Below are 25568 nucleotides of genomic sequence, written 5' to 3'. Positions count from 1 at the left end.
GGAGTCTACGCCGCACCGACGGCGCGGCGTGGCACGTCGACGGGCCACGGGGGCGGCTGCGGCGCGGGTAGTCTCCCGCGGGTGCGTGGAATCCTTCTCGCCGGCGGCACCGGTTCCCGGCTCTGGCCGATCACCCGGGCCGTCTCGAAGCAACTGATGCCGGTGTTCGACAAGCCGATGGTCTACTACCCGCTCTCCACTCTGGTGATGGCCGGGGTACGGGAGATCCTGGTGGTGACCACGCCGGAGGACCGCGCCCAGTTCGAGCGGCTGCTGGACGACGGCAGCCAGTGGGGGCTGAGCCTGGCGTACGCCGAGCAGCCCCGGCCGGAGGGCATCGCGCAGGCGTTCCTGCTCGGCGCGGACTTCATCGGCGCCGAGTCGGTGGCGCTGATCCTCGGCGACAACATCTTCCACGGCGCCGGGCTCGGCCGGCAGCTCGCCGATCACGGCGATCCGGCCGGCGGCCGGGTCTTCGCGTATCCGGTCGCCAATCCGCAGGACTACGGCGTGGTCGAGTTCGACGAAGCCGGCCGGGTGCTGTCGATCGAGGAGAAGCCGGCCCGCCCCCGCTCCCGGTACGCGGTGCCGGGCCTCTACTTCTACGACAACCGGGTGGTCGACATCGCCCGCAAGCTGACCCCGAGCGCCAGGGGCGAGCTGGAGATCACCGCGATCAACGAGACGTACCGGGCGTGGGGCGAGCTGACGGTGACGGTGCTCGACCGGGGCACCGCGTGGCTGGACACCGGCACCTTCACGTCGATGATGCAGGCCGCCGAGTTCGTCCGGGTGATCGAGGAACGCCAGGGCATGAAGATCGGCTGTGTCGAGGAGGTCGCCTGGCGGTCCGGGCTGATCGACGACGGGCGGTTGCGGATGCTGGCCCACCCGCTGACCCGCAGCGGTTACGGTGACTACCTGCTGGGCCTGCTGGCCGAGCGGTCCGGTTCGGGGAGCGCGTCGTGAAGATCCGTCCGTTGAGCATCGAGGGCGCCTGGGAGGTGACCCCGCAGCAGCACGGCGACCCGCGCGGCCTGTTCCTGGAGTGGTACCGCTTCGACCGGCTCGCCGAGGCGGTCGGCCACCCGCTGCGGCTGGCGCAGGGCAACGTCTCCGTCTCCGCCCGGAACGTGGTGCGCGGCATCCACTTCGCCGACGTACCACCCGGCCAGGCCAAGTACGTCACCTGCGTACGCGGGGCGGTGCTGGACGTGGTGGTGGACGTGCGGGTCGGCTCGCCGACGTACGGCCGGTGGGAGGCAGTACGCCTCGACGACACCGACCGGCGGGCCGTCTACCTGGCCGAAGGGCTGGGGCACGGGTTCTGCGCGCTCACCGACGACGCGACGATCAGCTATCTCTGTTCGGCCACCTACAACCCGGCGGCCGAGCACACGGTGCACCCGCTGGACCCGGTCCTCGGCATCGACTGGCCGGCGACGACGCCGCTGCTGTCCGAGCGGGACGCGGCGGCCCCCCGCCTGGCCGAGGCACGCGCGGCGGGCCGGCTGCCCGGCTACGACGCCTGCCGCTCCTTCACGGCAGCGCTGGACACCCGGCCGTTCGCCTGATCCGGCGCCGCCGCGCCGGCCGGGCGGCGGCGCACGACTGTCGTCCAGAACGTCCGCACGTCCGCGCCCACCGGGGTGCCGGCCCGGCGGTAGCCGAGCACGAGTGCGACACCGACCCCGGCAGCCAGGCCGCCGAGCGCGCCACCGGCGGCGTGCCACTGCCACCGCACCGGCTCGGGACGCCCCGGCGGGGTGGCGGCCCGGACCACGGCGACGTGGGCCTTGAGCCCGAGCCCGGCGGGCGGCAGGTCGCGCTCGGCGATCCGTTGCAGCTCGGCGGCGAGCGCCGCGGCTATCGCCGCGGCGGTGCCGGCTGACCGGTCGGTTACTGCCACGTCGATCGCCAGTGAGTCGACAGTGGAGGACGCGACGACGCGGCCGGCCAGGTCGTCGGTGGTGTACGGCAGCCCGAGCGAGTCGATCACCGGGCGCGTCAGCCGGGGCGTGTTCATCATGGTGGCGTACGTCTTCACCCGCCGCTGCATCAGCCGGCCCGCCTCGTCGGCCGGTGGGCGGGGCTGCGGCGTGGCGGACTTCTCGGCGGCGAACGTGACGACCATCTGGGTCTCGGCCCGGTAGGCCGGCGGCCGGCGTTCGGCGAGGACCCCGGTGAGCGCGCCGCACAGCAGCGTCAGCGCCAGCACGATCGGCCACCGCCTGCCGATCGTGTCGCGGAAGTGGGCCAGGTCCACGACGCGACACCCTACCGGCGAGCTGCCGCAGTGGGCGCACCCGTCCGCCGGTCATTGCGCTGCGCAGCCCCGGTCGGGTAGAACAGGCCCGCACACATCCGCGCATCTTGGGGGAAGACGAGTGGATTACGCGTGGCCGGCTCGCGGCCGACACCGGCGCCTGGGCGCCGGGTGTTAGGCCGGGTCCGGCGGATCGTCTCCCCCGAGCGTCTCTATCTGGTCGCCCTGGGCCTGACCGGCCTCGCCGCGCTGGTGTCGGTCACGCTGCCGGCGGCGGAACGCGGCGAACTCGCGGCGAACATGGTCAGCGCCACTGTGGGCGCGGCACTCGGCGGCCTGTCCGTCGACACGTTCCTGCTGTCCCGGCCGGCCGGGTGGATCATGTCGCGGGGCCGGGTGTGGATCGCCGGCATCCTCGCCGTCTCGCTCGGTCTCACCGCGCTGGCCGCGGCGCTGCTGACCACGCTGGCCGGGCTGGGCAGCCATCCGGTGGGCATCGGGGCGGGCTGCGCGCTCACCGTGTTCAACACTGCGGCCTCGCTCGGCCTGCGCCTCAAGCGGTTCTGGTTCGTCTACACCATGCGGGCGCTCGGCGGCGCGGTGCTGGTGGCCGGGTACGGGCTGCTCTGGCTGGGTCACCGGCTCGACGGTGGCCTGTGGAGCGTGCTGTGGCTGGGCGTGCAGGTCGCCACCGCGACAGTGCTCGGGGTGGCGGTGCTGGGCTGGGCGCGGCGGTTCGGGCCGGGGCCGGCGGCGACGGCGGGACGCACCGAGTACCGCGCCGACCTGCTCGCGGTGGGTCGGCTGCACGTCGGGGTGTGCGCGCAGATGCTGACGTACCGGCTGAGCCAGGTCCTGGTGGCCCGCTTCGCCGGCGCGGGCGCGCTCGGCGTGTTCGCGCTGGCGGTGGCGGCGCTGGAGTTCGCGCAGTCCGGCGCCGTGGTACGGGCACAGCGGATCCTGGCCGAACGCGACCCGGACGCGATCCGCGACCACGGCCGCGACGTGGTGAAGTCGGCGCTGCCGATCGCCGCGCTCGCGGTGATCGGCCTGGCGGTGCTCGGCGTGCTGGCGACCGACTACCGCGACGCCTGGATCTTCGGGCTGCTCCTGCTGCCCGGCACGCTGGCGTTGTCGGCCGGCAAGACGTGGAGCGCGGCGCTGCTCAAGCGCGCGGGCGAGCAGGCCACCACAGCAGTGGCCCTGGTCACCATGTCGGTGTCGGTGGTGCTGTACGTTCTGCTCATCCCGTGGGCCGGCGCGCTCGGCGCCGCGGTCGCGTCGTCTGTCGCCTACGGCGTCTACGCGTTGCGCACCCGGCAGCGACTCCAGCGGTCCACGCACCTCCTCGTCAATCGGATGGCCTAGCGGTGGACGTCTCAATCGTCGTGTTGACCTGGGAAGACTTCGAGCGCACCGACGGCTGCGTCCGCTCGCTCCCCGAGGGTGTGGAAACCGTCGTGGTGGACAACGGCAGCGCCTCCGAGATCAGCGACAGGCTGCGGGCGATGTGCGCCGAGACGGGCGCCCGGTACGTGCGCTCGGAGACGAACCTCGGCTACGCCAAGGGCATGAACCTCGGTGTGCGGCACAGCACCCGGTCCCGGGTGGTGCTGTCGAACAACGACATTCTCGTCCGGCCGGGCGCGATCGAGCGGCTGGCGGCCGAACTGGACGAATCCACTGTGGGTGCCGCGTTCCCCAAGGTGCTCGACGCGGCCGGCCGGGACCAGACCGCCGCCGGCCGCTTCCTGACGGTGGGCACCGGCGTCGCGCACGCCACCGGGCTCAGCCTGCTGTTCCCGAGGCTGCGGATCGTCGCGCCGCCGGAGCGGGGCGACTGGCTCTCCGGGCCGTTCGTGGCGATCCGGCGGGAGACGCTGGACCGGATCGGCGGCGTGGACGAGTCGTCGTTCTTCTACTCGGAGGACCTGCGGCTGTGCTGGGCGGTGCGCCGGCTCGGGCTGCGCCTGGCGTACCTGCCGGACGCCGTGGTCACGCACGAGGACGACGCGAGCGCGAAGCGCCGGTGGGCGGCCGAGGAGATCTCGCGCCGGCAGACCCGCGAGTTCATCCGGGCCAGCCGTGAGCTGGCCGGGTGGCGGGGCACAGTGGCCTGTTCCGCGTACACCCTGGGGGTGCTCGCCCGGGCGGCGGTGGGCGGCGGGACAGCGCGGCGGGCTATCGCCCGCGGCGCCCTGGAAGGCATGGGCGTCCGATGAGGGTGCTGTTCGTCTGCACCACCGGCGGGTCGGGGCGGCGGCAGCTCGGCGGGGCCGAGCGCTTCCTGATCGAGATGCTGCCGGCGCTCGCGGCCCGCGGCGTCGACGTGGTCGCCGCCACCCCTGACGACGAGGTCGCGGCGGCGTTGCGGGACGCGGGCGCGCCGTGGCGTCCGCTGGGCGCGGCCAAGCGGGTGGACCTCGGGTACGCGCGCGGCATCCGCACGCTCGTCGAAGAGCTGCGGCCGGACGTGGTCAGCGCGCACCTGCTCTCCGCCGCGATGCACGCCCGCGCCGGACTGGGCGTTCGGGGCCGCCGCACGCCGCTGGTGGTGACGCTGCACAACAGCCTCTGGCAGTACCGCGACACGGCCGAGACGTGGCGCGCCAAGGCCGCGGTGCAGGCAAACATCAGCACCGACCTGATGTTCCGGCGGCTGCGGCCGCACGCGACGGTGGCGGTCTCCGACTTCGAGGCCCACGAGCTCCGGGTACGCGGGCGGATCCGCGACGTGCGGGTGATCCCGAACCCGCTGCCCGCCATCTGGCCGCAGGTGGCCGACACCGGCCGCCTCGCACCGGACGGCCCGGTGCGGGTCGGCTTCCTCGGCCGGCTGGAACGGGAGAAGGGCGCCGACCTGCTGGCGGACGTGGCAGCGGCGCTGCCCGACGTGGAGTTCCTGGTCGCCGGCGCCGGCGCCGTCGAGGTCGCGGAGCGGCCGAACCTGCACCTGGTCGGGCGGGTCGACGCCGCGCCGTTCCTGCAACGGCTGCACTGCCTGCTGGTGCCGTCCCGGGTGGAGGCGTTCGGGCGCAGCGCGCTGGAGGCGATGTCGCTGGGGGTGCCGGTGGTGCACTCCGGCGCGGGCGGCCTGACCGAGGTGACAGCCGCCGGTGACGGCGTGCTCGCGTACCGGGCGGAGCTGACGCCGCAGGCGCTGGCCGCCGCCGTCCGGACGGCCACCGACCCGGCCGCGTGGGACGGGCGGCGGCGCGAGCTGGCCCGGCGGTACGCGGACCGGCACTCGTTCGACGGGTGCGTGGACGCCTGGCACGACCTGTACCGGACGGTCGCCAGTGACAGCCGCTGAGCGACGCCTCTGGTCGGTCGGGATCCCGTTCGCGCTCGGTGCGGCGCTGCTGCTGGCGACGCACGACGCCGGGATCGCCGTCGCGCTCGCGCTGGCCGTCGGCACGCTGCTCGCCGCGCGCCTGCGGATGTGGGCGCTCGCCGCCTGCGCCGCCGTCTGGACGGCCGCGCTGCTCGCCGTGCGGGTGCTACCCGGCCCGTACGACTCCTGGGCGGGTCGTGGGGTGCTGCCGGTGCTCGCCGGATACGTGACGGTCTTCCTGCTGGCCTGGGCGGTCGGGCGGCGGCTGATCGACAGGAGGGACGAGGACGGCGACCGCACCCGACCGGCGCTGTCCTGGCCGTCCGAGCGCCGCCTGCTGACGTACTTGTTCGTGCTGCTCGGTATCGCTGTGGTGACCTCGGCGATCCGGTTCCGGGGCACCGTGCCGCCGCTGCTCGCCGACAACCCGGACGCTGCCCGGCAGGTGCTGCGCGAGCAGGCGAACCTGGTCGTCGGGCTGCTGTCCGAGGCGTGGACGCTCGGCATGGCGGTGTCGCTGCTGCGCGCGTTGTCCGCGCGCGGCCGGGTGCTGCCGCTCTACTACGCGCTGGCCGCGCTCTTCACCGTCGGGGCGGCGCTGGGCGCGAGCAAGAACTCGGTGCTCGTGGGCGTCGCGCCCGCGCTGATCGCGGCGCTGTCGGTCCGGCGTACCCGGGGACGGGCCGCGTCGTTCCTGGCCGCGCGCACGCCTGTGGTGCTGCTGATCGGCGCGGTGGCGCTCGGCGCGGCGGTGTTCCTCGGCGGGCAGCGCACCATGGCCGGCACCGGCGCGTTCGAGACCGAGTTCCGGGCCCGCTACGGCAGCAACGCGCTGACCAGCAGCGCCGGATCGCTTGACCTGTCGCTGAGTTCGTCCACCGAGACGTTCGGGCGGGTCTGGTCGCAACGGGAGCACCTGGAACCCCGGTACGGCACGTACTCGCTGACGTTCCTCGGCTCCCGGGTCGAGCCGATCGTCGGCAAGGCGGACCTGTACGGGCTGACGTCCCAGCTCAGCCAGCCGTACCTGATGAACACGGCGACGTTCGTGGCCATCCCGCTGCTCGACTACGGCCCGCTGGGCGCGGTGTTCTTCCTGGCCGCGCTGGGGCTGGCGGTGGGCGCGACCGAGCGGTGGTTCGAGTTCTCCCGGGCGCCGGCCGGGCAGCTGGCGCGGGCGTTCGTCGTCTACTTCGCACTGTTCGGCGTCTACGAGCTGTATCCGCTGATCTATCCGACCTGGCTGAGCCTGGTGCCCGGCCTCTGGGTGCTGCACCGGCTGGGCAGGAGCGCGGCATGACGTTCGACGGGCTCACCGTGGTCACCGTCCTCTACCGGTCCGCCGGCATGCTCGCCGAGACGCTGCCGACCTGGGTACGCAGCGCCGGTGACCTGCCGGTCCGGTTCGTCTTCGCGGACAACTGGCCCTCCGACGGGTGCGCCGAGGTGATCGCCGGGCACCTGCCCGCCGACCGGTACGCCTACCTGCCCGACGCCACGAACCCGGGCTTCGCGGCCGGCTGCAACCGGGCGGTGGCGACGGTGACCACGAGCCACCTGCTGCTGCTGAACCCGGACGTGTGGCTGCCGGACGACGCGCTGGCCCGGATCTGCGCCGCCGTCGCCGCCGAGCCGGACGCCCCGCTCGCTGTCGGCCTGGCCATGCACGGCGGCGAGTACGTGGGCATCGACCTCAACCCGGTGTCGCTGTTCATCGACAGGCGGGCCACCGCCGGCCGTACGCCGCTCGGACCGTCCGGGGGCGCGGCGGTCTTCCCGGCCGCGCTGTACCGGCGCTTCGGCGGCTTCGACGAGCACCTGTTCGCCTGGGGCGAGGACGCCGACCTGGCGTTCCGGCTCTACGCCTCCGGGCTGCGCACCCGGGGGCTGGACGTGGTGCTGCCGCACGCCGGCGGGCACAGCGTGGACGGCGACGACCGGTTGCAGGGGTTCCGGGCGTTCCTGCTGGCCCGCAACCGGCTGCTGGTCGCCGCCCGCACGTTCACCTGGCCGCTGCTGCTCGTGGCGGTGCCGGTGCTCGCGCTGGCGCACCTCGCGCTCGCCGCCCGGCGGGCCCGGCAGGGCCTGCTGCGCCCGTTCCTGCGCGGCATCGGACGCGGGCTGGCCGAAGGACCGGCGGCCCGCCGCCGCTGGACCGGGCGGCGGTTCGGGTTCGCGTCCCTGTTCGGCTACCTTTCCGCTCGGAGGGCGTGATGACGGCACAGCCGTGGACCGTGGTGACAGTCACCTACCACTCGGCGGACACGCTGCGCCGCTGCTGGCGCGGCCCGAAACCGTACGAGTGGCTGGTGGTCGACAACGCCTCCACAGACGACTCGGCGGCGGTCGCCGAGAAGCTGGGCGCGCGGGTGATCCGGCTGCCGGAGAACGTCGGCTTCTCCCGCGCCAACAACGTCGCGCTGCACCAGGCGACCGGCCGGTACGTGCTGTTCGCCAACCCGGACCTTGAGGTGCGCCCGGACGGGCTGGGCGCGCTGGCCCGGCACCTGGACACACACGGTGGGCTGGTCGCGCCGCAACTGCTGGCCACCGACGGCACACCACAGGCGAACGGGCGCGGCTTCCCGTACGCGACGGCGAAGCTCGGCAACCGCAAGGTGTGGCCGCTGTCCCGGCTGCACACCTCGTACCGGCTGGTGGCCGCGCCCGGCGAGACACGCCACGTCGCCTGGGTGATGGGCGCGGCGGTCGCCGGCCGGACCGCCGACGTCACCGCGCTGGGCGGGTGGAACGAGCGGTTCTTCCTCTACTACGAGGACCACGAGCTGGGGCTGCGCGCCTGGCGGCACGGGTTGCCGGTGGCGGTGCTCGGTGACGTGCGGTGGACCCACCACTGGGCCCGCGCGACCAACTCGGTGCGCTGGTCCCGGGCGCACACGCTGGAGCTGCGCAGCGCCCGGACGTTCTTCGGCATGTTCCCGGAGTTCCTGGTCGGCCTGCCACGGCCGGCCCGCCGGCACCGTCTGGCCGCCGGATCGGTGGGTACTGCGGTGCCGCCGGTCCCGTCCGTTCCGGGCCATGCCGGGGAGTGATCGAGGCCGGTCGCGGGGCCGCTGACGTGAATGAGGCTTTGATACCGTCTCGCCGTGTCCGTGACACGCCCGGCCTTCTCCCCCTCGACGGCGCCCGCGTCGGCGACGCCGGTGGCGTCGCGGCCGGGCACGCCCGCCGAGGTCGTCGCCGTCGCGTGGGACCGGCTGAGCCGGTCCCCGTACTGGGCCGTCGCGGGCCTGCTTGTCACGCTCGGCGCGGTGCTGCGGATCCGGCAGTGGGCGTACGCGCGCAGCTTCTGGAGCGACGAGCTCTACATCGCGCACAACATCCGGGAGCGCGGCTACCTGGACCTGTTACGGCCGTTGGCGTTCAGCCAGTCGGCGCCGCCCGGCTGGCTGTGGCTGGAACGGTTCGCGTTCGCGCAGTTCGGCGACGGTGAGCGGGCGCTGCGGCTGGTGCCGCTGCTGTTCGGGCTGGCGCTGCTGCCGCTCGTGGCGTGGCTCGGCCGGCGACTCCTGCCGCCGCTCGCCGCGCTGGCGGCGCTGCTGCTGGTCGCCGTCGCGCCGTTCCTGATCGGCTACTCCAACGAGCTGAAGCAGTACAGCGCCGAGGCGTTCGCCGTCACGCTCGTGGTCGGGCTGGCGCTGCTGCTCGTCCGGAACGGTCCGACCTGGGCCGGGTCGGCGGTGTTCTGGTCGGTCGCGGCGGTCGCGGCGTTCGTCAGCACGTTGTCCATTCCGGTCACCGGCGCGCTCGGCGTGCTGATCGGCGGGTACGCGTTGTCCCGCCGGGACCGGCAGTGGACGAGCAGGTGGCGTGACCTGGGCCGGTTCCTCGCCCCGGCGCCGGCCTGGGCCGTGGTGGCGCTCGTGGTGTACGTGCTGTTCCTCGCGCCGGGGCTCGCCGATCAGCAGCTCGCCGCGTACTGGCGGGGAAAGTCGATCTACCCGGCCCACTCGCTGACCGACCTGCCCGCCACTGTGGAATGGCTCGCGGCGACGTACCGGAGTCTCGCCACCGTGCCGTTCGTGGCCTGGTCGGCATGGGTCGTCGTACCGCTGCTGGTGCTGGGCACGGCGGCCGGGCTGCGCCGGCTGTCGACCGTCGCGGTGCTGGTGCTGCTCACACCGCTGGCAGCAGGGCTGGCCGGCGCGGCGGTGTCGGTCTACCCGTTCAACGGCCGGCTGGCGCTGTACGCGGTGCCGGCCTGCCTGTTGCTCGCCGCGCTCGCCGTGGCGCCGCCACCACAGCGCGCCGGCCTGCCCGCCCGGGTCAGGTGGGCGGTGGGGGTGGTGCTGCTGCTCGCGCTCGCCGTGCCGCAACTGGCCACCGCCGTCGTGGCGACTGTGCATCCGGCGCGGGCCTTCGCCCAGGGCGGCGGCGCCAACGCGGTCGACTACCGGGGCGCGCTGCGCCACCTGGACGACAAACGCCGCCCGGGTGACCTGGTGCTGGCCACCACCGTCTCGTGGAACGCCCAGGCGTGGTACGGCCCACCGGCCGACGCGTACGTGGTCGCGGCCGGGCCGGGCGGCTGCCCGGGGCGGACCGTGTCGACGCTGCTGCCCGGCCGGTCCCGGGTCTGGCTGTTCCAGGCCACCGACTGGGCCGACGCCGCGAACCGGGACGTCATCGTCCGGCTCGGCGGCAGTGGCGTGGCGGTCACCGAGCGGCAGTTCGGCGGTGCGCGTGTGGTCCGCTTCGACCTCGCAGCGGGCGTCACCAAGGGCGGCGACGTCTGCCTGGTGCCACCGCCCAACGGGGCGGCTGTCCGCTAGCTGTGGCGCTGCCAGAGGTCGCGCAGCGCGTCCCAGTTGCCGCCGAGCCCGGCCCCGCACGGCGTCTCCATGTAGATCGCGCTGGTGTCGTTGTCCCGGCCCCACCAGATGCCGCAGACCGGGCGGCCGTCCTGGCCGTTGCCGGCGTACTCGACGTAGCTGCCCTGCGCCCCGCTGACACCGCCGGTGGCCGGCCCGGCCTCCCGCATGCCCGGCGCGAGCGCACGGCCGATGATGCCCATCTGCTGGCGGAAGGCGCGAGCCGCCTCCTTCTTCTCGGCCGACTCGTACTCGGCGAAGTGCAGCGACACGCCCAGGTAGCGGCAGAAGACATGCTGCTTCTCGCCCGCGGCGAGCCCGGGGCCGCTCTTCTCGGTGTTGATCGCGCAGCCGCCCACCCCGTCGAGCCACGGCTCGGCGATCGGCATGAGCGTGGCGTCGAACTTCGCCTTGTTCAGCGACTGCTGGGTGGCCTCGTAGAGCGCCGGCGAGGTGCTGGCCACCGGAGTGGACGGTTCGCCTCCGTCGGCGAGCGAGCGCCCGGCCAGCAGCCCGGCGCCACCGGCCAGCACCGCCGCCATGACCACGCCGCCGATCCACAGGCCGGTACGGCTCTTGGGCGGACGGGCGACCGGTGCGATCCGGGGCCCTCCGGTGGCCACGAGCGGGTCCGAGGCGCCGGCCTGGGCCGGGATCGCCCGCACCGGCATGCCCGGCGACACCGGCATACCTGGTGACACCGGCATACCTGGTGACACCGGAGCGCCTGCGGAGACAGGTGCGCCGGAGACCGGCTGCTGGGGCGCCATCGCCCACGGCTGCGGGCTCCACGGCAACTGCGGCGGCGACGAGACCTGCCGCGGCGGCGCGGACACCGGCGGGGGCGGCGGAAGGATCTCGGCGGTGGCGGTGCGCTGGTAGTCCATGCCCAGGCTGCGGAACAGCCGCTCGGCCGCGCCGTCCTCTTCGGAGGGGTACGCCACCCAGGGCTGGCCGGCGGCGAAGTCGGAGTTGACGTACCGGTGGCCGCCGGGCGTCTGGGCCAGCACGTTCGCCGCGTTGGTGAACGCCTCGCGCCAACGCTGGTCCCCGGCTGCGGCACCGTCCAGCACCGCGACGGTCAGCGCGCGGTCCTGCCCGTCGAGTGCGGCCCAGGCCCTGCCGACCTGGCACTCCCCCAGCACCTCGGTGAACCTGTACGGACCTTCCGGCTGCATGCCCCACTCCTCTGCTCACCCGCCGTGCGGATAGTACAGAGAGCACGCTCATCAGATCTCTTTGCGGTCGCGCCGCCCTTGCGTACTGAAAGTTTTCATGCATAGAGTCGCAGTGTGAATGAAAGCGGTGCGGCCACCCCCGACCGCCTGCTCGACCTGTTCCACGGCGTGCGGCTCACCCCGACCCAGCGCCGCATCGCCCACTGCCTGGTGCGGCACGCGGGCGCGGCGGCGTACCTGTCCGCCGCCGAAGTGGCCGAGCTGGCCGGCGTCAGCCAGCCGTCGGTGACCCGGTTCGCCATGGCGCTCGGGCACGACGGCTATCCCGCGCTGCGCCGCCGCCTGCGGGAACTCACGGTCACCGAGCCGGCCGCACCGACCACCGGGAACGCGCTGCAACGGGCGGTGCACGCCGAGCGGGACAACCTGGACCGGCTCGCCGCGCAGCTCGCCGACGCCGACCGGGTCGCCGAGGTGGGGAGGTTGCTGGCGGTCAGCCGTCCGCTGCCGGTGCTCGGGCTGCGCGCCGCCGCGCCGCTGGCCGCATACTTCGCGTATTTCGCCGCGAAGGTGCACCCGGACGTGCGGGTGCTCGACGACGGCGGCAGCATGCTCGTCGACCGCCTGGACCAGGCCGTCGCGGCCGGCGCGACGGCGCTGCTCGCGTTCGTGCTGCCCCGCTACCCCCGGGAGACCCTCGACGCGCTGCGCGAGGCCCGCGACGCCGGGCTGACGGTCGTGGCGATCACCGACTCGCCGGTGAGCCCGGCCACCGAGTACGCCCAGGTGGTGCTGCCCGCCGCCGTCGGCGCCGACCTGGTCTTCGACCTGCACACCGCCCCGATGACGCTGGCCATGGTGGTGCTCCAGGCGATCTGCGACGCCGCACCGGCCGAGACCCAGAACCGGCTCGAGGCGTTCGAGTCGTCCGCCGCCCGCCGCCAGTTGTTCCTCGGCTGAGAGGAGTACGAGATGCACCAGCCCGTCCGCGCCGCTCGCGGCACCGCACGCACCGCGAAGGGGTGGCCGCAGGAGGCCGCCCTGCGGATGCTGATGAACAATCTCGACCCGGAGGTGGCCGAGCGTCCCGAGGACCTGGTGGTCTACGGGGGCACCGGAAAGGCCGCCCGGGACTGGCCGTCCTATCACGCGCTGGTGCGCACGCTGACCGACCTGCGCGACGACGAGACGATGCTCGTGCAGTCCGGCCGCCCGGTCGGGGTCATGCGCACCCACGAGTGGGCGCCGCGCGTGCTGCTCGCCAACTCCAACCTGGTCGGCGACTGGGCCACCTGGCCGGAGTTCCGCCGCCTGGAGTCGCTGGGCCTGACCATGTACGGGCAGATGACCGCCGGCTCCTGGATCTACATCGGCACCCAGGGCATCCTCCAGGGCACGTACGAGACGTTCGCCGCGGTGGCCGAGAAGCGGTTCGGCGGCACGCTCGCCGGCACGCTGACGCTCACCGCCGGATGCGGCGGGATGGGCGGGGCGCAGCCGCTCGCGGTCACCATGAACGGCGGTGTCTGCCTGGTCGTGGACGTGGACCGGTCCCGGCTGGAGCGGCGGGCGCACGACCGCTACCTCGACGAGATCGCCGGCTCGCTGGACGACGCGGTCGAGCGGGCGCTCGCCGCGAAGCGGGACCGGCGCGCCCTGAGCGTCGGGGTGGTCGGCAACGCCGCCACCGTCTTCCCCGAGCTGCTGCGCCGGGGCGTGGCCATCGACATCGTGACCGACCAGACCAGCGCGCACGACCCGCTGTCGTACGTGCCGGAGGGCGTGGACCTCGGCGACGCCCGGGACTACGCGGCGGCCAAGCCGGCCGAGTTCACCGACCGGGCCCGGGCGTCGATGGCGAAGCACGTCGAGGCGATGGTCGGCTTCCTGGACGCGGGCGCGGAGGTCTTCGACTACGGCAACTCGATCCGGGGCGAGGCCAAGCTCGGCGGATACGAGCGGGCGTTCGACTTCCCCGGGTTCGTGCCCGCGTACATCAGGCCGTTGTTCTGCGAGGGCAAGGGCCCGTTCCGCTGGGCCGCGCTCTCCGGCGACCCGCGCGACATCGCGGCCACCGACCGGGCGATCCTCGACCTGTTCCCGGAGAACGAGTCGCTGGCCCGGTGGATCCGGATGGCCGGCGAGCGGGTCGCGTTCCAGGGCCTGCCGGCGCGGATCTGCTGGCTCGGCTACGGCGAGCGGGACCGCGCCGGGGTGCGGTTCAACGAGATGGTCGCGTCCGGCGAGCTGAGCGCGCCGGTGGTGATCGGCCGGGACCACCTGGACTGCGGCAGCGTGGCCAGCCCCTACCGGGAGACCGAGGCGATGGCCGACGGCTCCGACGCGATCGCCGACTGGCCGCTGCTGAACGCGCTCGTCAACACCGCCAGCGGCGCGTCCTGGGTGTCCATCCACCACGGCGGCGGGGTCGGCATCGGCCGGTCCATCCACGCCGGGCAGGTCTGCGTGGCCGACGGCAGTGAGCTGGCCGGGCAGAAGATCGAGCGCGTGCTGACGAACGACCCGGCGATGGGCGTGATCCGGCACGTCGACGCCGGCTACGACGACGCCCGCGCGGTAGCCGAGCGCACCGGCGTGCGCGTCCCGATGGCCGAGGGCGACCTGTGACGGACCTGGCGGAGCGGTTCCGGGAACTGTGGGACGAGATCGCGCCGGTGGGGCGGGACGCCGGCAGCGGCGGCTACCTGCGCTACGCGCTGACCGAGCCGGAGCGCGCGCTGCGCGCCTGGTTCCGAGAGCAGGCCGACCGGCGGGGCATGCCGGTGTCGCAGGACGGCAACGGCAACCTGTTCGCCTGGTGGGGCGACCCGGAGACCGGGGGCGCGGTGCTCACCGGCAGCCACTTCGACTCGGTGCCGCACGGCGGCGCGTACGACGGTCCGCTCGGCATCGTCAGCGCGCTCCTCGCCGTGGACGAGCTGCGGGCCGCGGACGTCACCCCGGACCGGCCGGTGGTGGTGGCCGCGTTCGTGGAGGAGGAGGGCGCGCGGTTCGGCGTACCCTGCCTGGGGTCGAGGCTGCTCACCGGCGAGATCGACGTCGACCGCGCGGCCGGGCTGCGCGACCAGGCCGGGACGACCTTCGCCGAGGCGCTGGGCGAGCGGCCGGCGGGCGCCGGCCCGGCGCTGCTCGGCCGCTTCGCGGCCTTCGTGGAGCTGCACGTCGAGCAGGGCCGCGCGCTGGTCGACCGGGACGCGCCCGTCGCGGTGGCCTCCGCGATCTGGCCGCACGGCCGGTGGCGGTTCGACTTCACCGGCGAGGGCAACCACGCGGGTACGACAAGGATGGCCGACCGCCGCGACCCGATGCTCACCTACGCGTTCACGGTGCTGGCGGCGAACAAGGAGGCCCGGCTGCGCGACGCGCACGCCACTGTGGGCCGGGTGTCGGTCGAGCCGAACGCCACGAACGCGATCCCGTCCCGGGTCACCGGCTGGCTGGACGCGCGGGCGGCCGAGGCGGAGACGCTGTACGGTCTGGTCGAGGCGGTACGCACCAAGGCCGCCGACCGGGCCGGCCGCGACGGGACGGCGCTGACCTGCACGCAGGAGTCGGCGACCCCGCTCGTCGCGTTCGACCGCGGGCTGGCCGACCGGCTGGCCGCGCTGCTCGACGCGCCGGTGCTGCCCACCGGCGCCGGGCACGACGCGGGCGTGCTGGCGGCGCACCTGCCCACCGCGATGCTGTTCGTGCGCAACCCGACCGGGGTGTCGCACTCCCCCGCCGAGGCGGCCACCGACGCCGACTGCGCCGCCGGGGTGGCCGCCCTGGCCCGGGTGCTGGAGGATCTGGCATGCCGCTGACCCGCTGGCTGGCCGAGTACGCCTGGCTGCCCGACCGTGCCGAACCCACCCGGGACGTGCTGATCGAGGCCGTCGACGGGCGGTTCACAGCGGTCACCCCGCTGGGCCGCGACAGCCCGCCGACCGCCGGGGTGGAGGTACTCGGCGACGCGGTCCCGCTGCCCGGGCTGACCGTGCCCGGCCTGGCGAACGCCCACTCGCACGCGTTCCACAGGGCGCTGCGCGGGCGCACCCACGACGGGCGCGGCGACTTCTGGTCCTGGCGCAGCCTCATGTACGCGATCGCGACCCGCCTCGACCCGGACACCTACCTGGCACTGGCCCGCGCCGTGTACGCGGAGATGGCGCTGGCCGGGATCACCTGCGTGGGCGAGTTCCACTACCTGCACCACGGTCCCGGCGGCACGCCGTACGACGACCCGAACGCCATGTCCGCCGCGCTGGTGGAGGCCGCCGCGCACGCCGGGATCCGGCTCACGCTGCTGGACACCGCGTACCTGGCCGGGGGCGTGGACGGCACGCCGCTGTCCGGGCCGCAACGCCGCTTCGGTGACGGCGACGCCCTGCGCTGGGCGGCGCGGGTGGACGCGTTCCGCCCGTCCGACGAGCACGTCCGGCTCGGCGCGGCCATCCACTCGGTACGCGCCGTCCCGGCCGAGCAGCTCGCCACGGTGGCCGGCTGGGCCGACCGCAACGGGCTGCCGCTGCACGTGCACCTGTCCGAGCAACCGGCCGAGAACGACGCCTGCCGGGCGGCGCACGGGTGCACCCCGGCACGGCTGCTGGCCGACCACGGGGTGCTCGGCCCGCACACCACGGCCGTGCACGCCACCCACCCGACCGCCGCCGACGTGGCGCTGCTCGGCGACAGCCGTACCCGCGTCTGCCTCTGCCCCACCACCGAACGCGACCTGGCCGACGGGATCGGCCCGGCCCGCCGGATGGCCGACGCGGGCAGCCCGCTCAGCCTCGGCAGCGACAGCCACGCCGTGGTGGACCTGTTCGAGGAGGCTCGCGCGGTCGAGCTGGACGAGCGGCTGCGTACCCGCAGGCGGGGGCACTTCACGCCGGCCGAGCTGGTCGGCGCCGCCACCATCGGCGGGCACGCCGCGCTGGGCTGGGGCGACGCCGGCCGGCTCGCCGTCGGGCAGCGCGCCGACCTGGTCACGGTACGGCTGGACAGCGCCCGCACCGCCGGGGTGCCGCCGGTCGGCGCGTTCTTCGCCGCCACCGCCGCCGACGTGACGAGCGTCGTGGTGGACGGCCGGCCCGTGGTGGCCGGCGGCCGCCACCTGACCGTCGACGTGCCCACCGAGCTGCGGGACTCGATCGCGGCGGTGACCGCGAAGGAGGATTCGTGATGCGCGGCAGCCTGCTCGTCGACCACATCGGCGAGCTGGTCACAAACGACGGCCGCGACGGCGACCCGCTGGGCATCCGGCGCGACGCCGCCCTGCTGGTCGAGGACGGGCAGGTGGCCTGGGTCGGGCCGGCCCGCGACGCGCCGGCCGCCGACCGGCGGATCGACGCCGGTGGCGCGGCGGTGTTGCCCGGCTTCGTGGACAGCCACGCCCACCTGGTCTTCGCCGGTGACCGGGCCGCCGAGTTCGCCGCCCGGATGGCCGGCGAGCCCTACACCGGCGGCGGCATCCGCACCACAGTGGGCGCCACCCGCGCGGCCTCCGACGACGACCTGCGCGCCATCGTGGGCCGGCTGCGCGCGGAGATGCTGCGGCAGGGCACCACCACCGTCGAGATCAAGAGCGGGTACGGCCTCACCGTCGCCGACGAGGCCCGCTCGCTGCGGATCGCCGCCGAGTTCACCGGGGACACCACGTTCCTCGGTGCGCACGTCGTCCCCGCCGAGTACGCGGGCCGCCCGGACGACTACGTGGGCATGGTCTGCGGGCCGATGCTCGCCGCCGCCGCGCCGTACGCCCGCTGGATCGACGTGTTCTGCGAGCGGGGCGCGTTCGACGCCGACCACGCGCGGGCGATCCTCGCCTGCGGGCAGGCCGCCGGTCTGGGTTTACGGGTGCACGCCAACCAGCTCGGCCCCGGGCCGGGCGTACGACTCGGCGTGGAGCTGGGGGCGGCCAGCGTCGACCACTGCACCCACCTGACCGACGCCGACGTCGACGCGCTGGCCCGCTCGGAGACGGTCGCCACGCTGCTGCCGGGCGCGGAGTTCTCCACCCGGTCGCCGTACCCGGACGCCCGGCGGCTGCTCGACGCGGGCGTCACAGTCGCGCTGGCCACCGACTGCAACCCCGGCTCGTCGTACACCTCGTCGATGCCGTTCTGCGTCGCTCTCGCCGTACGCGAGATGCGGATGACCCCGGCGGAGGCGGTGTGGGCCGCGACCGCCGGCGGGGCGGCTGCGCTGCGCCGCACCGACGTGGGGCGGCTGACCCCCGGGGCACGGGCCGACCTGGTCGTCCTCGACGCCCCGTCCCACCTGCACCTGGCCTACCGGCCGGGGGTGCCACTGATCCGCCAGGTTCTGCACAACGGAGTGCCGCGATGACCACAGTGACCATCCTGTCCACCGGGATCACCCCCGCCGACGTGCTCGCGGTGGCCCGTGGCACCGCCAAGGTCGTGCTCGACCCGGCCGCCACCGAGGCGATGGCGACCAGCCGGTCCATCGTGGACGGCATCGAGGCGGCCGGGCGGCCGGTGTACGGCGTCTCCACCGGCTTCGGCGCGCTCGCGAACACGTTCGTCGCACCGGAACGCCGGGCCGAGCTTCAGCACGCGCTGATCCGCTCGCACGCCGCCGGGGTGGGCGCGCCGATGCCGCGCGAGGTGGTACGCGCGATGATGCTGCTGCGGGTCCGCTCGCTGGCGCTCGGCCGCTCCGGGGTCCGCCCGCTCGTCGCCGAGGCGCTCGTCGACCTGCTCAACCACGAGGTCACGCCGTGGGTGCCCGAGCACGGCTCACTCGGCGCGTCCGGTGACCTGGCGCCGCTGGCGCACTGCGCGCTGGTGCTGCTCGGCGAGGGCTGGGTGCTCGGCCCGGGCGGTGACCGCATCCCGGCCGCCGACGCGCTGCGCCGGGTCGGGCTCAAGCCGGTGTCGCTCGCCGCCAAGGAAGGGCTGGCGCTGATCAACGGCACCGACGGCATGCTCGGCATGCTGCTGCTCGCCGTCTCCGACGCCCGGCACCTGTTCGCCATGGCGGACGTGACGGCGGCGCTGGCCATCGAGGCGATGCTCGGCTCGGAGCGGCCGTTCCTGCCCGAGTTGCACGCGATCCGCCCGCACCCGGGTCAGGCCGCGTCGGCGGCGAACATCCACCGGCTGTTGCAGGGCTCGGCGGTGATGGACTCGCACCGCGACGACCTGGCGCACGCGGTGCAGGACGCGTACTCGATGCGCTGCGCCCCGCAGGTGGCCGGCGCGGCCCGGGACACGCTCGACTTCGTCGAGGTGGTGGCCGGGCGGGAACTGCTGTCGGTGGTGGACAACCCGGTGGTGCTGCCGGACGGGCGCGTCGAGTCGACTGGGAACTTCCACGGGGCGCCGCTCGGCTTCGCCGCCGACTACCTGGCCATCGCCGCCGCCGAGGTGGGCGCGATCGCCGAGCGCCGGGTGGACCGGCTGCTGGACGTCACCCGCTCCCGGGACCTGCCCGCCTTCCTGTCCCCCGACGCCGGGGTGAACTCCGGGCTGATGATCGCCCAGTACACGGCCGCCGGGATCGTGGCGGAGAACCGCCGGCTCGCCGCGCCCGCCTCGATCGACTCGCTGCCCACCAGCGGGATGCAGGAGGACCACGTCTCGATGGGCTGGGCGGCCACCAAGAAGCTGCGCACCGTGCTGGACAACCTGACCAGCCTGCTCGCGGTGGAGTTGCTGGCGGCCGTACGCGGGCTTCAGCTCCGCGCGCCGCTGACACCGTCGCCCGCCGGACGGGCCGCCGTCGCGGCGCTCGGCGAGGTCATCGGCGAGCCGGGGCCGGACGTATTCCTCGCGCCGCTGATGGAGGCCGCCCGAGCGGTCGTCGGCGGACCCGAGCTGCGGGCCGCGATCGAACGGGAGGTCGGACCGCTGGCCTGAGCGATGACGTCGCCGGCCCGGCGGCCCTGACCGGGTCAGGGGCCGGCGCATGCATCACCGTCGCCGTGGGCCTCGGCTCAGTGATAGGCGGGAGCATGGCTCAGCAACGCGACAGCATCCGCGTCCGGGGTGCCGGGGTCGGCCTGGAAGGCGACGAACCGCTGCCCGTCGGGGGCGGTGAGGACCTCGGAGGTCAGCTCCAGCCGCCCCACTCCGGGGTGCTGGAAGGTGCGACGCGAACCGCTCTTCACCCGTACGTCGTAGTGCCGCCACAGCGCCGCGAACTCCTCGCCGACCCCGGACATCTCACTGACCAACCGGGCCAGTTCGGGTGAGTCGGGGTCGACGGCGGCGACGGTACGCAGGTGCGCCACGCAGTCCTCGGCCATCCGCCGCCACGGGGTGAACAGCGTGCGGGCGGCGGGATGGCCGAAGACGTACCGGATCAGGTTGCGCCGCTCCGCCGGCCACTGCTCGATCCCGGCCAGCAGCCGGTAGCCCTCCGGATTGGCGGCGAGGACGTCGCTGGTGGGGCTCAGCACGTACGCCGGGGTGGGTCGGACGCTCGCCAGCAACAGCCGCAGTCCCGGCCGCACGCCGGTGGCCGGGCGGGGTCGGCGCGCACGCCGACCGGCCGCGTTGCCGGCCAGCGCGTGCAGGTGGGCGCGCTCGTCGCCGGTGAGGCGTAGCGCCGAGGCGAGCGCGTCGAGGACCGCGGGTCCCGGGTTGGTGTCCCGGCCGCGTTCCAGCCGGATGTAGTAGTCGACGCTCACCCCGGCCAGGGTCGCCAACTCCTCCCGGCGCAGGCCAGGCGTCTGCCGCCGCCCGGTGCCCGGCGGCAGCCCCACGTCGGCCGGGGCGATCCGGCCCCGCCGGTTGCGCAGGAACTCGCCCAGGGCGGCACGGTCGACCATCCGCCAAGTCTCGCAGCCCCGGATCGGGCCCGGGTGGCCCTGTCAGGGCCTGTCCCCGCGCGGTCTCCCGCCCGGGCCGACCGGCCGGGAACCTGGGTGGCATGACACGATCTCGGATCCTCATCGTCGGCGGCGGCTCGGGCATGGGGCTGGCGCTGGCGGAACTGCTGCTGCGCGGCGACGCGGAGGTGACCATCGCCGGCCGCTCCGCCGACCGGCTGGCCGCCGCGGCCCGGCGCCTGGACGCCCCGGACCGGCTGCGCACCCACCCGGTCGACGTCACCGACGAGGCGCAGGTACGACGGCTGGCAGGCGAGTGCGGACAACTCGACCACGTGGTGGTCACCGCCGCCGACGCGGCCGGAGCGTACGCGCCGCTGGCGGAGTTCGACCTCGACGCGGCGCGATCGGTCCTGGGCACCAAGGTGCTCGGCCCGTGGCTGGTCGCCAAGCACGTCACGGTGGCCCCGACCGGCTCGCTCACCTTCACCTCGGGCATCGCCGCCTACCGGCCCGCCCCGGGCGGCTCGATGATGGCGACGGCCAACGGGGCGTTGGAGTCACTGGTGCGGGCGTTGGCGCTGGAGCTCGCCCCGGTCCGGGTCAACGCGGTCTCACCGGGCTGGGTGGACACCCCGATCTGGGAGACCCTCGCCGGCGAGGCCAGGCAGGCGCGGTTGGCGGCCATGGCGCAGCGGCTGCCGGGCGGCCGGGTGGGTGATCCGGCCGACATCGCCCGGGCTTTCGTGGCGGTGCTGGAGAACAGCTTCATCACGGGGACGGTGCTGCACGTCGACGGGGGGCACCGGCTGGTCTGACGGACGGTCTTCTCGCCGTCCGCGTCGAGCGGACGGCGAGGACGGCCCGGTCAGACGGCCGGCGGGAGCACCTTGGCGACCAGCTTGGCCAGCTCCCGCAGCGCCTTGCCCCGGTGGCTGACCGCGTCCTTCTCCTCGGGGGTCAGCTCCGCGTTGGTCCGCTCCTGCCCGTCGCCCAGGAAGATCGGGTCGTAACCGAAGCCGCCCTCGCCGCGCGGCGCGCGCAGCAGCCGGCCGGACTGGCGGCCGTCGACCAGGTGCTCCTTGCCGCCCGGCAGCACCAGCGCGACGGTGCAGACGAACGCGGCGCCCCGGTGCTCGTCCGGCACGTCGCCGACCTGGTCGAGCACGAGCTGGAGGTTGGCCCGGTCGTCGCCGTGCCGGCCGGACCAGCGGGCGCTGAACACACCCGGCATGCCGTTGAGGGCGTCCACGGCCAGGCCGGAGTCGTCGGCGATGGTCGGCAGGCCGGTGCGCCGGCAGCCCTCCCGCGCCTTGATCAGCGCGTTCTCGCCGAACGTGAGGCCGGTCTCCGGTAGCTCCGGGTACTCCTCGACGTCGTCGAGCCCGAGCAGGGCGATCCGGTGCGCGCCGAGTGCGCCGTCCAGGATGCGCTGGAGTTCGACGAGCTTCTTCCGGTTCCGGGTGGCGAGCAGGACCTTGTTCATGACGAGAGCGCCTTCCGCTGCGCGTCGGCCAGTTCCAGACAGCCCGCCACGCCCAGGTCGAGCAGCGCGTCGAGCTGGTCGCGGGCGAAGACGCCCGCCTCACCGGTGCCCTGCACCTCGACGAAGTCGCCCGTGCCGGTGCAGACCACGTTCATGTCGACCTCGGCGGTGACGTCCTCGGCGTAGCAGAGGTCGAGCATCGGCTCGCCGCCGATCACCCCGACGCTCACCGCGGCCACCGACCGGTGCATCACCTTCTCCACCTTGCCGGCCAGCGCCTTGCGCTCGGCCAGCCAGGTCACCGCGTCGTGCAGCGCGACGTACGCGCCGGTGATCGCGGCGGTACGGGTGCCGCCGTCGGCCTGGAGCACGTCGCAGTCCAGCACGATCGAGTTCTCGCCGAGCGCCTTGAGGTCGACGCACGCGCGCAGGCTGCGGCCGATCAACCGGGAGATCTCGTGGGTCCGCCCGCCGACCTTGCCGCGGACGCTCTCCCGGTCGGAGCGGGTGTTCGTGGCCCGGGGCAGCATCGCGTACTCGGCCGTCACCCAGCCCAGCCCGGAACCCTTGCGCCAGCGGGGCACGCCCTCGGTGACGCTGGCCGTGCAGAGGACCCGGGTCGCGCCGAACTCGACGAGCACCGAGCCCTCCGGGTGGGTGCTCCAGCCCCGGGTCAGGGTCACCGGTCGGAGTTGGTCGGGCTGCCGCCCGTCAGGTCGCGCCATGCCTGCACCCTATGCGGTGCGGTGAGCGCACCGCCCGCGGGTGCCCGCCGAGGAGGACCGGCCGCCGCCGGGCTCAGACGTCGTAGCAGGCGCCGGGCCGGACCACGTCCAGCGGCCCGGCATACGCCCCGGCCGCCGCCTCCACCGTCTGCGACTCGCTGCCCCAGGCGGATACGAGATGGGTGAGCAGGAGCCGCCCCACCCCCGCCTTGGTGGCCGCCTCGCCGGCCTCCCGGCCGGTCAGGTGCAGGTCCGGCGGGTTCTCCACGCCGTCCATGTAGCTCGCCTCGCACAGGAACACGTCGGCGTCCTGGGCCAGGCGCAGCAACGCGTCGCAGGGCGCGGTGTCGGCGGAGTAGCAGAACACCCGGCCGCCGTGCTCCAGCCGCACCCCGTACGTCTCGACCGGGTGGTTCATCCGGTCGACGGTGACGGTGAACGGGCCGATCGGGAACGTGCCCGGCTGGAGGCCGTAGAACTGGTAGACGTCCTCCACCGAGCCCTCCTCCTGCCCGTACGCGCTGGCCAGCCGGTCCGGCGCACCGGAGGGGGCGTACATCGGCAGGGGCGGGTACGGGCCGTCCGGTGCGTACCGGCGCACCACGACGTAGTTGACGGCGTCGAACATGTGATCGCAGTGCAGGTGGGTGAGCAGGATGGCGTCGGGGGCGTGCAGCCCCACGTAGCGCTGGAGCGTGGAGAGCGAGCCCGCCCCGAAGTCGATCAGGAGCCGGAAGCCCTCGGCTTCCAGCAGGTAGGCCGAACACGGAGATTCGGGACCCGGGAAGCTGCCCGCGCAGCCAAGGACGGTCAGTCTCATCCGGTGGCCTCGATCTCACCATGCGTAGTCGACGCGCCAGCGGCGGCGCCGCCGATGATCTCTACCGACGCGCTCGCCACGCTGCGCAGCCTACGCGTCGCCCGGTCGAGCAAGAATCATCTGCCGGAAGTTGTCATCAACGTGACACCGACACGCGTCCGTGACGGGCGAGACCGGCGGTCCGGCCGGCGGGCGAACCACCGACCGGACCGGCCATCGGCCCGTCAGGCCCAGAGCTGACCCTCCAGGGCCTCCTCCGCGTCGGCGAGGGTGCCGCCGTACGCGCCGGTCGAGAGGTATTTCCAGCCTCCGTCGCAGACCACGAACGCCACGTCGGCACGGCGGCCGTCGCGGACCGCCTCGTGCGCCACCGCGAGCGCGGCGTGCAGGATCGCGCCGGTGGAGAACCCGGCGAAGATGCCCTCCACCTCGACGAGCTGCCGGGTCCGCAGCACGGCGTCCCGGGTGCCCACGGAGAAGCGGCGGGACAGCACGCCGGCGTCGTACAGCTCGGGCACGTAGCCCTCGTCGATGTTGCGCAGGCCGTAGACCAGCTCGCCGTAGCGCGGCTCGGCCGCCACGATCTGGATGCCCTCGACCTTCTCCCGCAGGTAACGCCCGGTGCCCATGAGCGTGCCGGTGGTGCCCAGCCCGGCGACGAAATGGGTGATGCCCGGCAGGTCCTGCAACAGCTCCGGCCCGGTCGTCTCGTAGTGCGCCCGGGCGTTCGCCTCGTTGCCGTACTGGTAGAGCATCACCCAGTCCGGGTGCTCGGCGGAGATCTGCTTGGCGGTCGCGACCGCCTGGTTCGAGCCGCCCGCCGCCGGCGAGAAGATGATCTCCGCGCCGTACATGCGGAGCAGTTGCACCCGCTCGGTGGAGACGTTCTCCGGCATCACACAGACCAGGCGGTAGCCGCGCAGCTTCGCCACCATGGCCAGCGAGATGCCGGTGTTGCCGCTGGTCGGCTCCAGGATGGTGTCACCCGGACGCAGCCGGCCGGCCTCCTCTGCCGCGCGGACCATGAACAGCGCCGCGCGGTCCTTGATGCTGCCGGTCGGGTTCCGGTCCTCCAGCTTGGCCCAGAGCCGCACCGGCGGCGCCCCCTCGGGCACCGTCGGCGAGAGCCGGGGCAGGCCGACCAGCGGCGTGCCGCCGCAGGCGTCGAGCAGGCTGTCGTACCGCGTCATCGCGGCCCCCTCAGCGGGCGGCGCGCGAGGAGACCGCGTGCGAGGCGATCGCCGCGGCGGCCGCGAAGCCGAACGCGCCACCGGCCACGGCCGGCAGGATGGTCACGCTGTCGCCGTCGTTGAGCTTGGCGTCGAGCGCGCCGAGGAAGCGGACGTCCTCGTCGTTGACGTAGACGTTGACGAACCGGTGCAGCGCGCCCGCGTCGGTGACCAGGCGTGCCTTCAGGCCGCCGTGCCGGGAGTCCAGGTCGGTGAGCAGGTCGGCGAGCGTGTCGCCGCTGCCCTCGACGACCTTCGCGCCGCCGGTGTAGCTGCGCAGGATGGTGGGGATGCGAACCTCGATGGCCATGATGTCTCGTGCTCCTCGTTCGGGATCGTGCCAGGTGACGGGAAAAGGAAGGTGCCGGCGCTGAAGGTCAGCGGTCGGAACACTCGTAGTCGACCGTCGCCGGGCTCTGCCCGAACATGTAGGACTGGACGGCGTTCGGGTCCACGCCCGCATCCACGATCTTCACCGGCTCCTCGGTGATCACGCCGTCGACGATCCGGAAGGAGCGGATCTCCTCGGTGTCGGGCTCGCGGGTCGAGACGAGCAGGTAGTGCGCGCCCGGCTCGCCGGCGAAGGAGACGTCGGTACGCGACGGGTAGGCCTCCGTCGCGGTGTGCGAGTGGTAGATGACGACCGGTTCCTCGTCACGGTCGTCCATCTCCCGCCACACCCGCAGCTGCTCCATCGAGTCGAACTCGTAGAACGTCATGGAGCGGGCGGCGTTGTCCATCGGGATGTGCCGGGTCGGGGTGTCACTGCCGACGGGGCCGGCGACCACGCCGCACGCCTCGTCCGGGTGGTCCCGACGCGCGTGGGCGACGATCGCGTCGATGATCGACCGGTCGATGCTCAGCACGCCTGCCAGCCTAGCCCCTGGTCACCCCGGGC

At 74.2% G+C, this 25568-nt stretch carries 25 protein-coding genes; 16 read left to right on the top strand and 9 right to left on the bottom strand.

The window, feature by feature from the left end:
* Positions 1-81: 81 nt before the first annotated feature.
* Positions 82-969, top strand: a complete 888-nt coding sequence (gene rfbA / locus AB0B20_RS00595) for a glucose-1-phosphate thymidylyltransferase RfbA (protein WP_357385926.1) — start codon at positions 82-84, stop codon at positions 967-969.
* Positions 966-1574, top strand: a complete 609-nt coding sequence (gene rfbC, locus AB0B20_RS00590; protein WP_357466968.1) for a dTDP-4-dehydrorhamnose 3,5-epimerase — start codon at positions 966-968, stop codon at positions 1572-1574. The genes rfbA and rfbC overlap by 4 nt, the downstream gene beginning before the upstream one ends.
* Here rfbC and AB0B20_RS00585 read toward each other — a convergent pair.
* Complete coding sequence (locus tag AB0B20_RS00585; RefSeq protein ID WP_357466965.1) at positions 1520-2266, bottom strand: lipopolysaccharide biosynthesis protein; 747 nt, start codon at positions 2264-2266, stop codon at positions 1520-1522. The two genes, rfbC and AB0B20_RS00585, sit on opposite strands and share 55 nt — an antisense overlap.
* Before the next feature lie 171 nt (positions 2267-2437).
* Between AB0B20_RS00585 and AB0B20_RS00580 the strand changes: the two genes are divergently transcribed.
* From AB0B20_RS00580 to AB0B20_RS00550, 7 genes are read left to right on the top strand one after another with little or no spacing between them, the layout of a single operon-like run.
* Positions 2438-3634: a hypothetical protein gene (locus AB0B20_RS00580; protein ID WP_357385930.1), complete on the top strand. Its 1197-nt coding sequence runs from the start codon at positions 2438-2440 to the stop codon at positions 3632-3634.
* 2 nt (positions 3635-3636) lie between these two features.
* Positions 3637-4488 carry a glycosyltransferase family 2 protein gene (locus tag AB0B20_RS00575; RefSeq protein ID WP_357385932.1) on the top strand — a complete coding sequence of 284 codons (852 nt, stop codon included), beginning with the start codon at positions 3637-3639 and terminating at the stop codon, positions 4486-4488.
* Positions 4485-5579, top strand: coding sequence for a glycosyltransferase family 4 protein (locus AB0B20_RS00570; RefSeq protein WP_357385934.1), 1095 nt, complete (start codon positions 4485-4487; stop codon positions 5577-5579). The genes AB0B20_RS00575 and AB0B20_RS00570 overlap by 4 nt, the downstream gene beginning before the upstream one ends.
* Complete coding sequence (locus AB0B20_RS00565) at positions 5566-6900, top strand: hypothetical protein (RefSeq protein WP_357466962.1); 1335 nt, start codon at positions 5566-5568, stop codon at positions 6898-6900. The genes AB0B20_RS00570 and AB0B20_RS00565 overlap by 14 nt, the downstream gene beginning before the upstream one ends.
* On the top strand, positions 6897-7814 hold the full coding sequence (locus tag AB0B20_RS00560; RefSeq protein WP_357466959.1) for a glycosyltransferase: 918 nt from the start codon (positions 6897-6899) through the stop codon (positions 7812-7814). Before AB0B20_RS00565 ends, AB0B20_RS00560 begins: the two co-directional genes overlap by 4 nt.
* Entirely contained in the window at positions 7814-8653 is an 840-nt protein-coding gene (locus AB0B20_RS00555; RefSeq protein ID WP_357385940.1) for a glycosyltransferase family 2 protein, read from the top strand. The genes AB0B20_RS00560 and AB0B20_RS00555 overlap by 1 nt, the downstream gene beginning before the upstream one ends.
* A 54-nt stretch (positions 8654-8707) precedes the next feature.
* Complete coding sequence (locus AB0B20_RS00550; protein WP_357466956.1) at positions 8708-10393, top strand: glycosyltransferase family 39 protein; 1686 nt, start codon at positions 8708-8710, stop codon at positions 10391-10393.
* Here the strand turns inward: AB0B20_RS00550 and AB0B20_RS00545 are convergent.
* On the bottom strand, positions 10390-11610 hold the full coding sequence (locus AB0B20_RS00545) for a hypothetical protein (RefSeq protein WP_357466953.1): 1221 nt from the start codon (positions 11608-11610) through the stop codon (positions 10390-10392). The genes AB0B20_RS00550 and AB0B20_RS00545 overlap by 4 nt on opposite strands.
* Positions 11611-11724: 114 nt before the next feature.
* Here AB0B20_RS00545 and AB0B20_RS00540 point away from each other — a divergent pair, with 114 nt between their 5' ends.
* From AB0B20_RS00540 to hutH, 6 genes are read left to right on the top strand one after another with little or no spacing between them, the layout of a single operon-like run.
* Positions 11725-12570, top strand: coding sequence for a MurR/RpiR family transcriptional regulator (locus AB0B20_RS00540; RefSeq protein ID WP_357466950.1), 846 nt, complete (start codon positions 11725-11727; stop codon positions 12568-12570).
* 12 nt (positions 12571-12582) lie between these two features.
* Entirely contained in the window at positions 12583-14238 is a 1656-nt protein-coding gene (hutU, locus tag AB0B20_RS00535) for a urocanate hydratase (protein ID WP_357466946.1), read from the top strand.
* Positions 14235-15434, top strand: a complete 1200-nt coding sequence (locus tag AB0B20_RS00530; protein WP_357466943.1) for an allantoate amidohydrolase — start codon at positions 14235-14237, stop codon at positions 15432-15434. Before hutU ends, AB0B20_RS00530 begins: the two co-directional genes overlap by 4 nt.
* Complete coding sequence (locus AB0B20_RS00525; RefSeq protein WP_357467552.1) at positions 15431-16795, top strand: formimidoylglutamate deiminase; 1365 nt, start codon at positions 15431-15433, stop codon at positions 16793-16795. Before AB0B20_RS00530 ends, AB0B20_RS00525 begins: the two co-directional genes overlap by 4 nt.
* Complete coding sequence (gene hutI / locus AB0B20_RS00520) at positions 16795-17961, top strand: imidazolonepropionase (RefSeq protein WP_357467549.1); 1167 nt, start codon at positions 16795-16797, stop codon at positions 17959-17961. The genes AB0B20_RS00525 and hutI overlap by 1 nt, the downstream gene beginning before the upstream one ends.
* Positions 17958-19496 carry a histidine ammonia-lyase gene (gene hutH, locus AB0B20_RS00515; protein WP_357466940.1) on the top strand — a complete coding sequence of 513 codons (1539 nt, stop codon included), beginning with the start codon at positions 17958-17960 and terminating at the stop codon, positions 19494-19496. The genes hutI and hutH overlap by 4 nt, the downstream gene beginning before the upstream one ends.
* A gap of 77 nt (positions 19497-19573) precedes the next feature.
* On the opposite strand, the gene AB0B20_RS00510 is transcribed toward hutH, so the two are convergent.
* Positions 19574-20410 (bottom strand): helix-turn-helix transcriptional regulator, encoded by an 837-nt coding sequence (locus AB0B20_RS00510; protein WP_357466937.1) that lies wholly within the window; start codon positions 20408-20410, stop codon positions 19574-19576.
* A 101-nt stretch (positions 20411-20511) separates the two neighbouring features.
* Between AB0B20_RS00510 and AB0B20_RS00505 the strand changes: the two genes are divergently transcribed.
* Complete coding sequence (locus tag AB0B20_RS00505) at positions 20512-21228, top strand: SDR family oxidoreductase (RefSeq protein ID WP_357466934.1); 717 nt, start codon at positions 20512-20514, stop codon at positions 21226-21228.
* Between the two features lie 50 nt (positions 21229-21278).
* Here AB0B20_RS00505 and rdgB read toward each other — a convergent pair whose 3' ends face one another.
* The 6 genes from rdgB to AB0B20_RS00475 form a co-directional block, all read right to left on the bottom strand.
* Complete coding sequence (gene rdgB, locus AB0B20_RS00500) at positions 21279-21896, bottom strand: RdgB/HAM1 family non-canonical purine NTP pyrophosphatase (RefSeq protein ID WP_357466929.1); 618 nt, start codon at positions 21894-21896, stop codon at positions 21279-21281.
* Positions 21893-22621, bottom strand: coding sequence for a ribonuclease PH (gene rph, locus AB0B20_RS00495; RefSeq protein WP_013284361.1), 729 nt, complete (start codon positions 22619-22621; stop codon positions 21893-21895). Before rph ends, rdgB begins: the two co-directional genes overlap by 4 nt.
* Before the next feature lie 73 nt (positions 22622-22694).
* Positions 22695-23441 (bottom strand): MBL fold metallo-hydrolase, encoded by a 747-nt coding sequence (locus AB0B20_RS00490; RefSeq protein ID WP_357466925.1) that lies wholly within the window; start codon positions 23439-23441, stop codon positions 22695-22697.
* A 224-nt stretch (positions 23442-23665) separates the two neighbouring features.
* Complete coding sequence (locus AB0B20_RS00485) at positions 23666-24631, bottom strand: cysteine synthase (RefSeq protein WP_354873450.1); 966 nt, start codon at positions 24629-24631, stop codon at positions 23666-23668.
* A 10-nt stretch (positions 24632-24641) separates the two neighbouring features.
* Positions 24642-24980 (bottom strand): MoaD family protein, encoded by a 339-nt coding sequence (locus AB0B20_RS00480; RefSeq protein ID WP_357385958.1) that lies wholly within the window; start codon positions 24978-24980, stop codon positions 24642-24644.
* 67 nt (positions 24981-25047) lie between these two features.
* Entirely contained in the window at positions 25048-25536 is a 489-nt protein-coding gene (locus AB0B20_RS00475) for a M67 family metallopeptidase (protein ID WP_357385960.1), read from the bottom strand.
* Positions 25537-25568: the final 32 nt, after the last annotated feature.

The sequence above is a fragment of the Micromonospora sp. NPDC049151 genome (genome assembly GCF_040648395.1).
In the GTDB taxonomy this organism is placed as follows: Bacteria; Actinomycetota; Actinomycetes; order Mycobacteriales; family Micromonosporaceae; genus Micromonospora.
The sequence above is the reverse complement of the archived record's forward strand: the minus strand, read 5'-3'. Positions and strand labels throughout refer to the sequence as shown.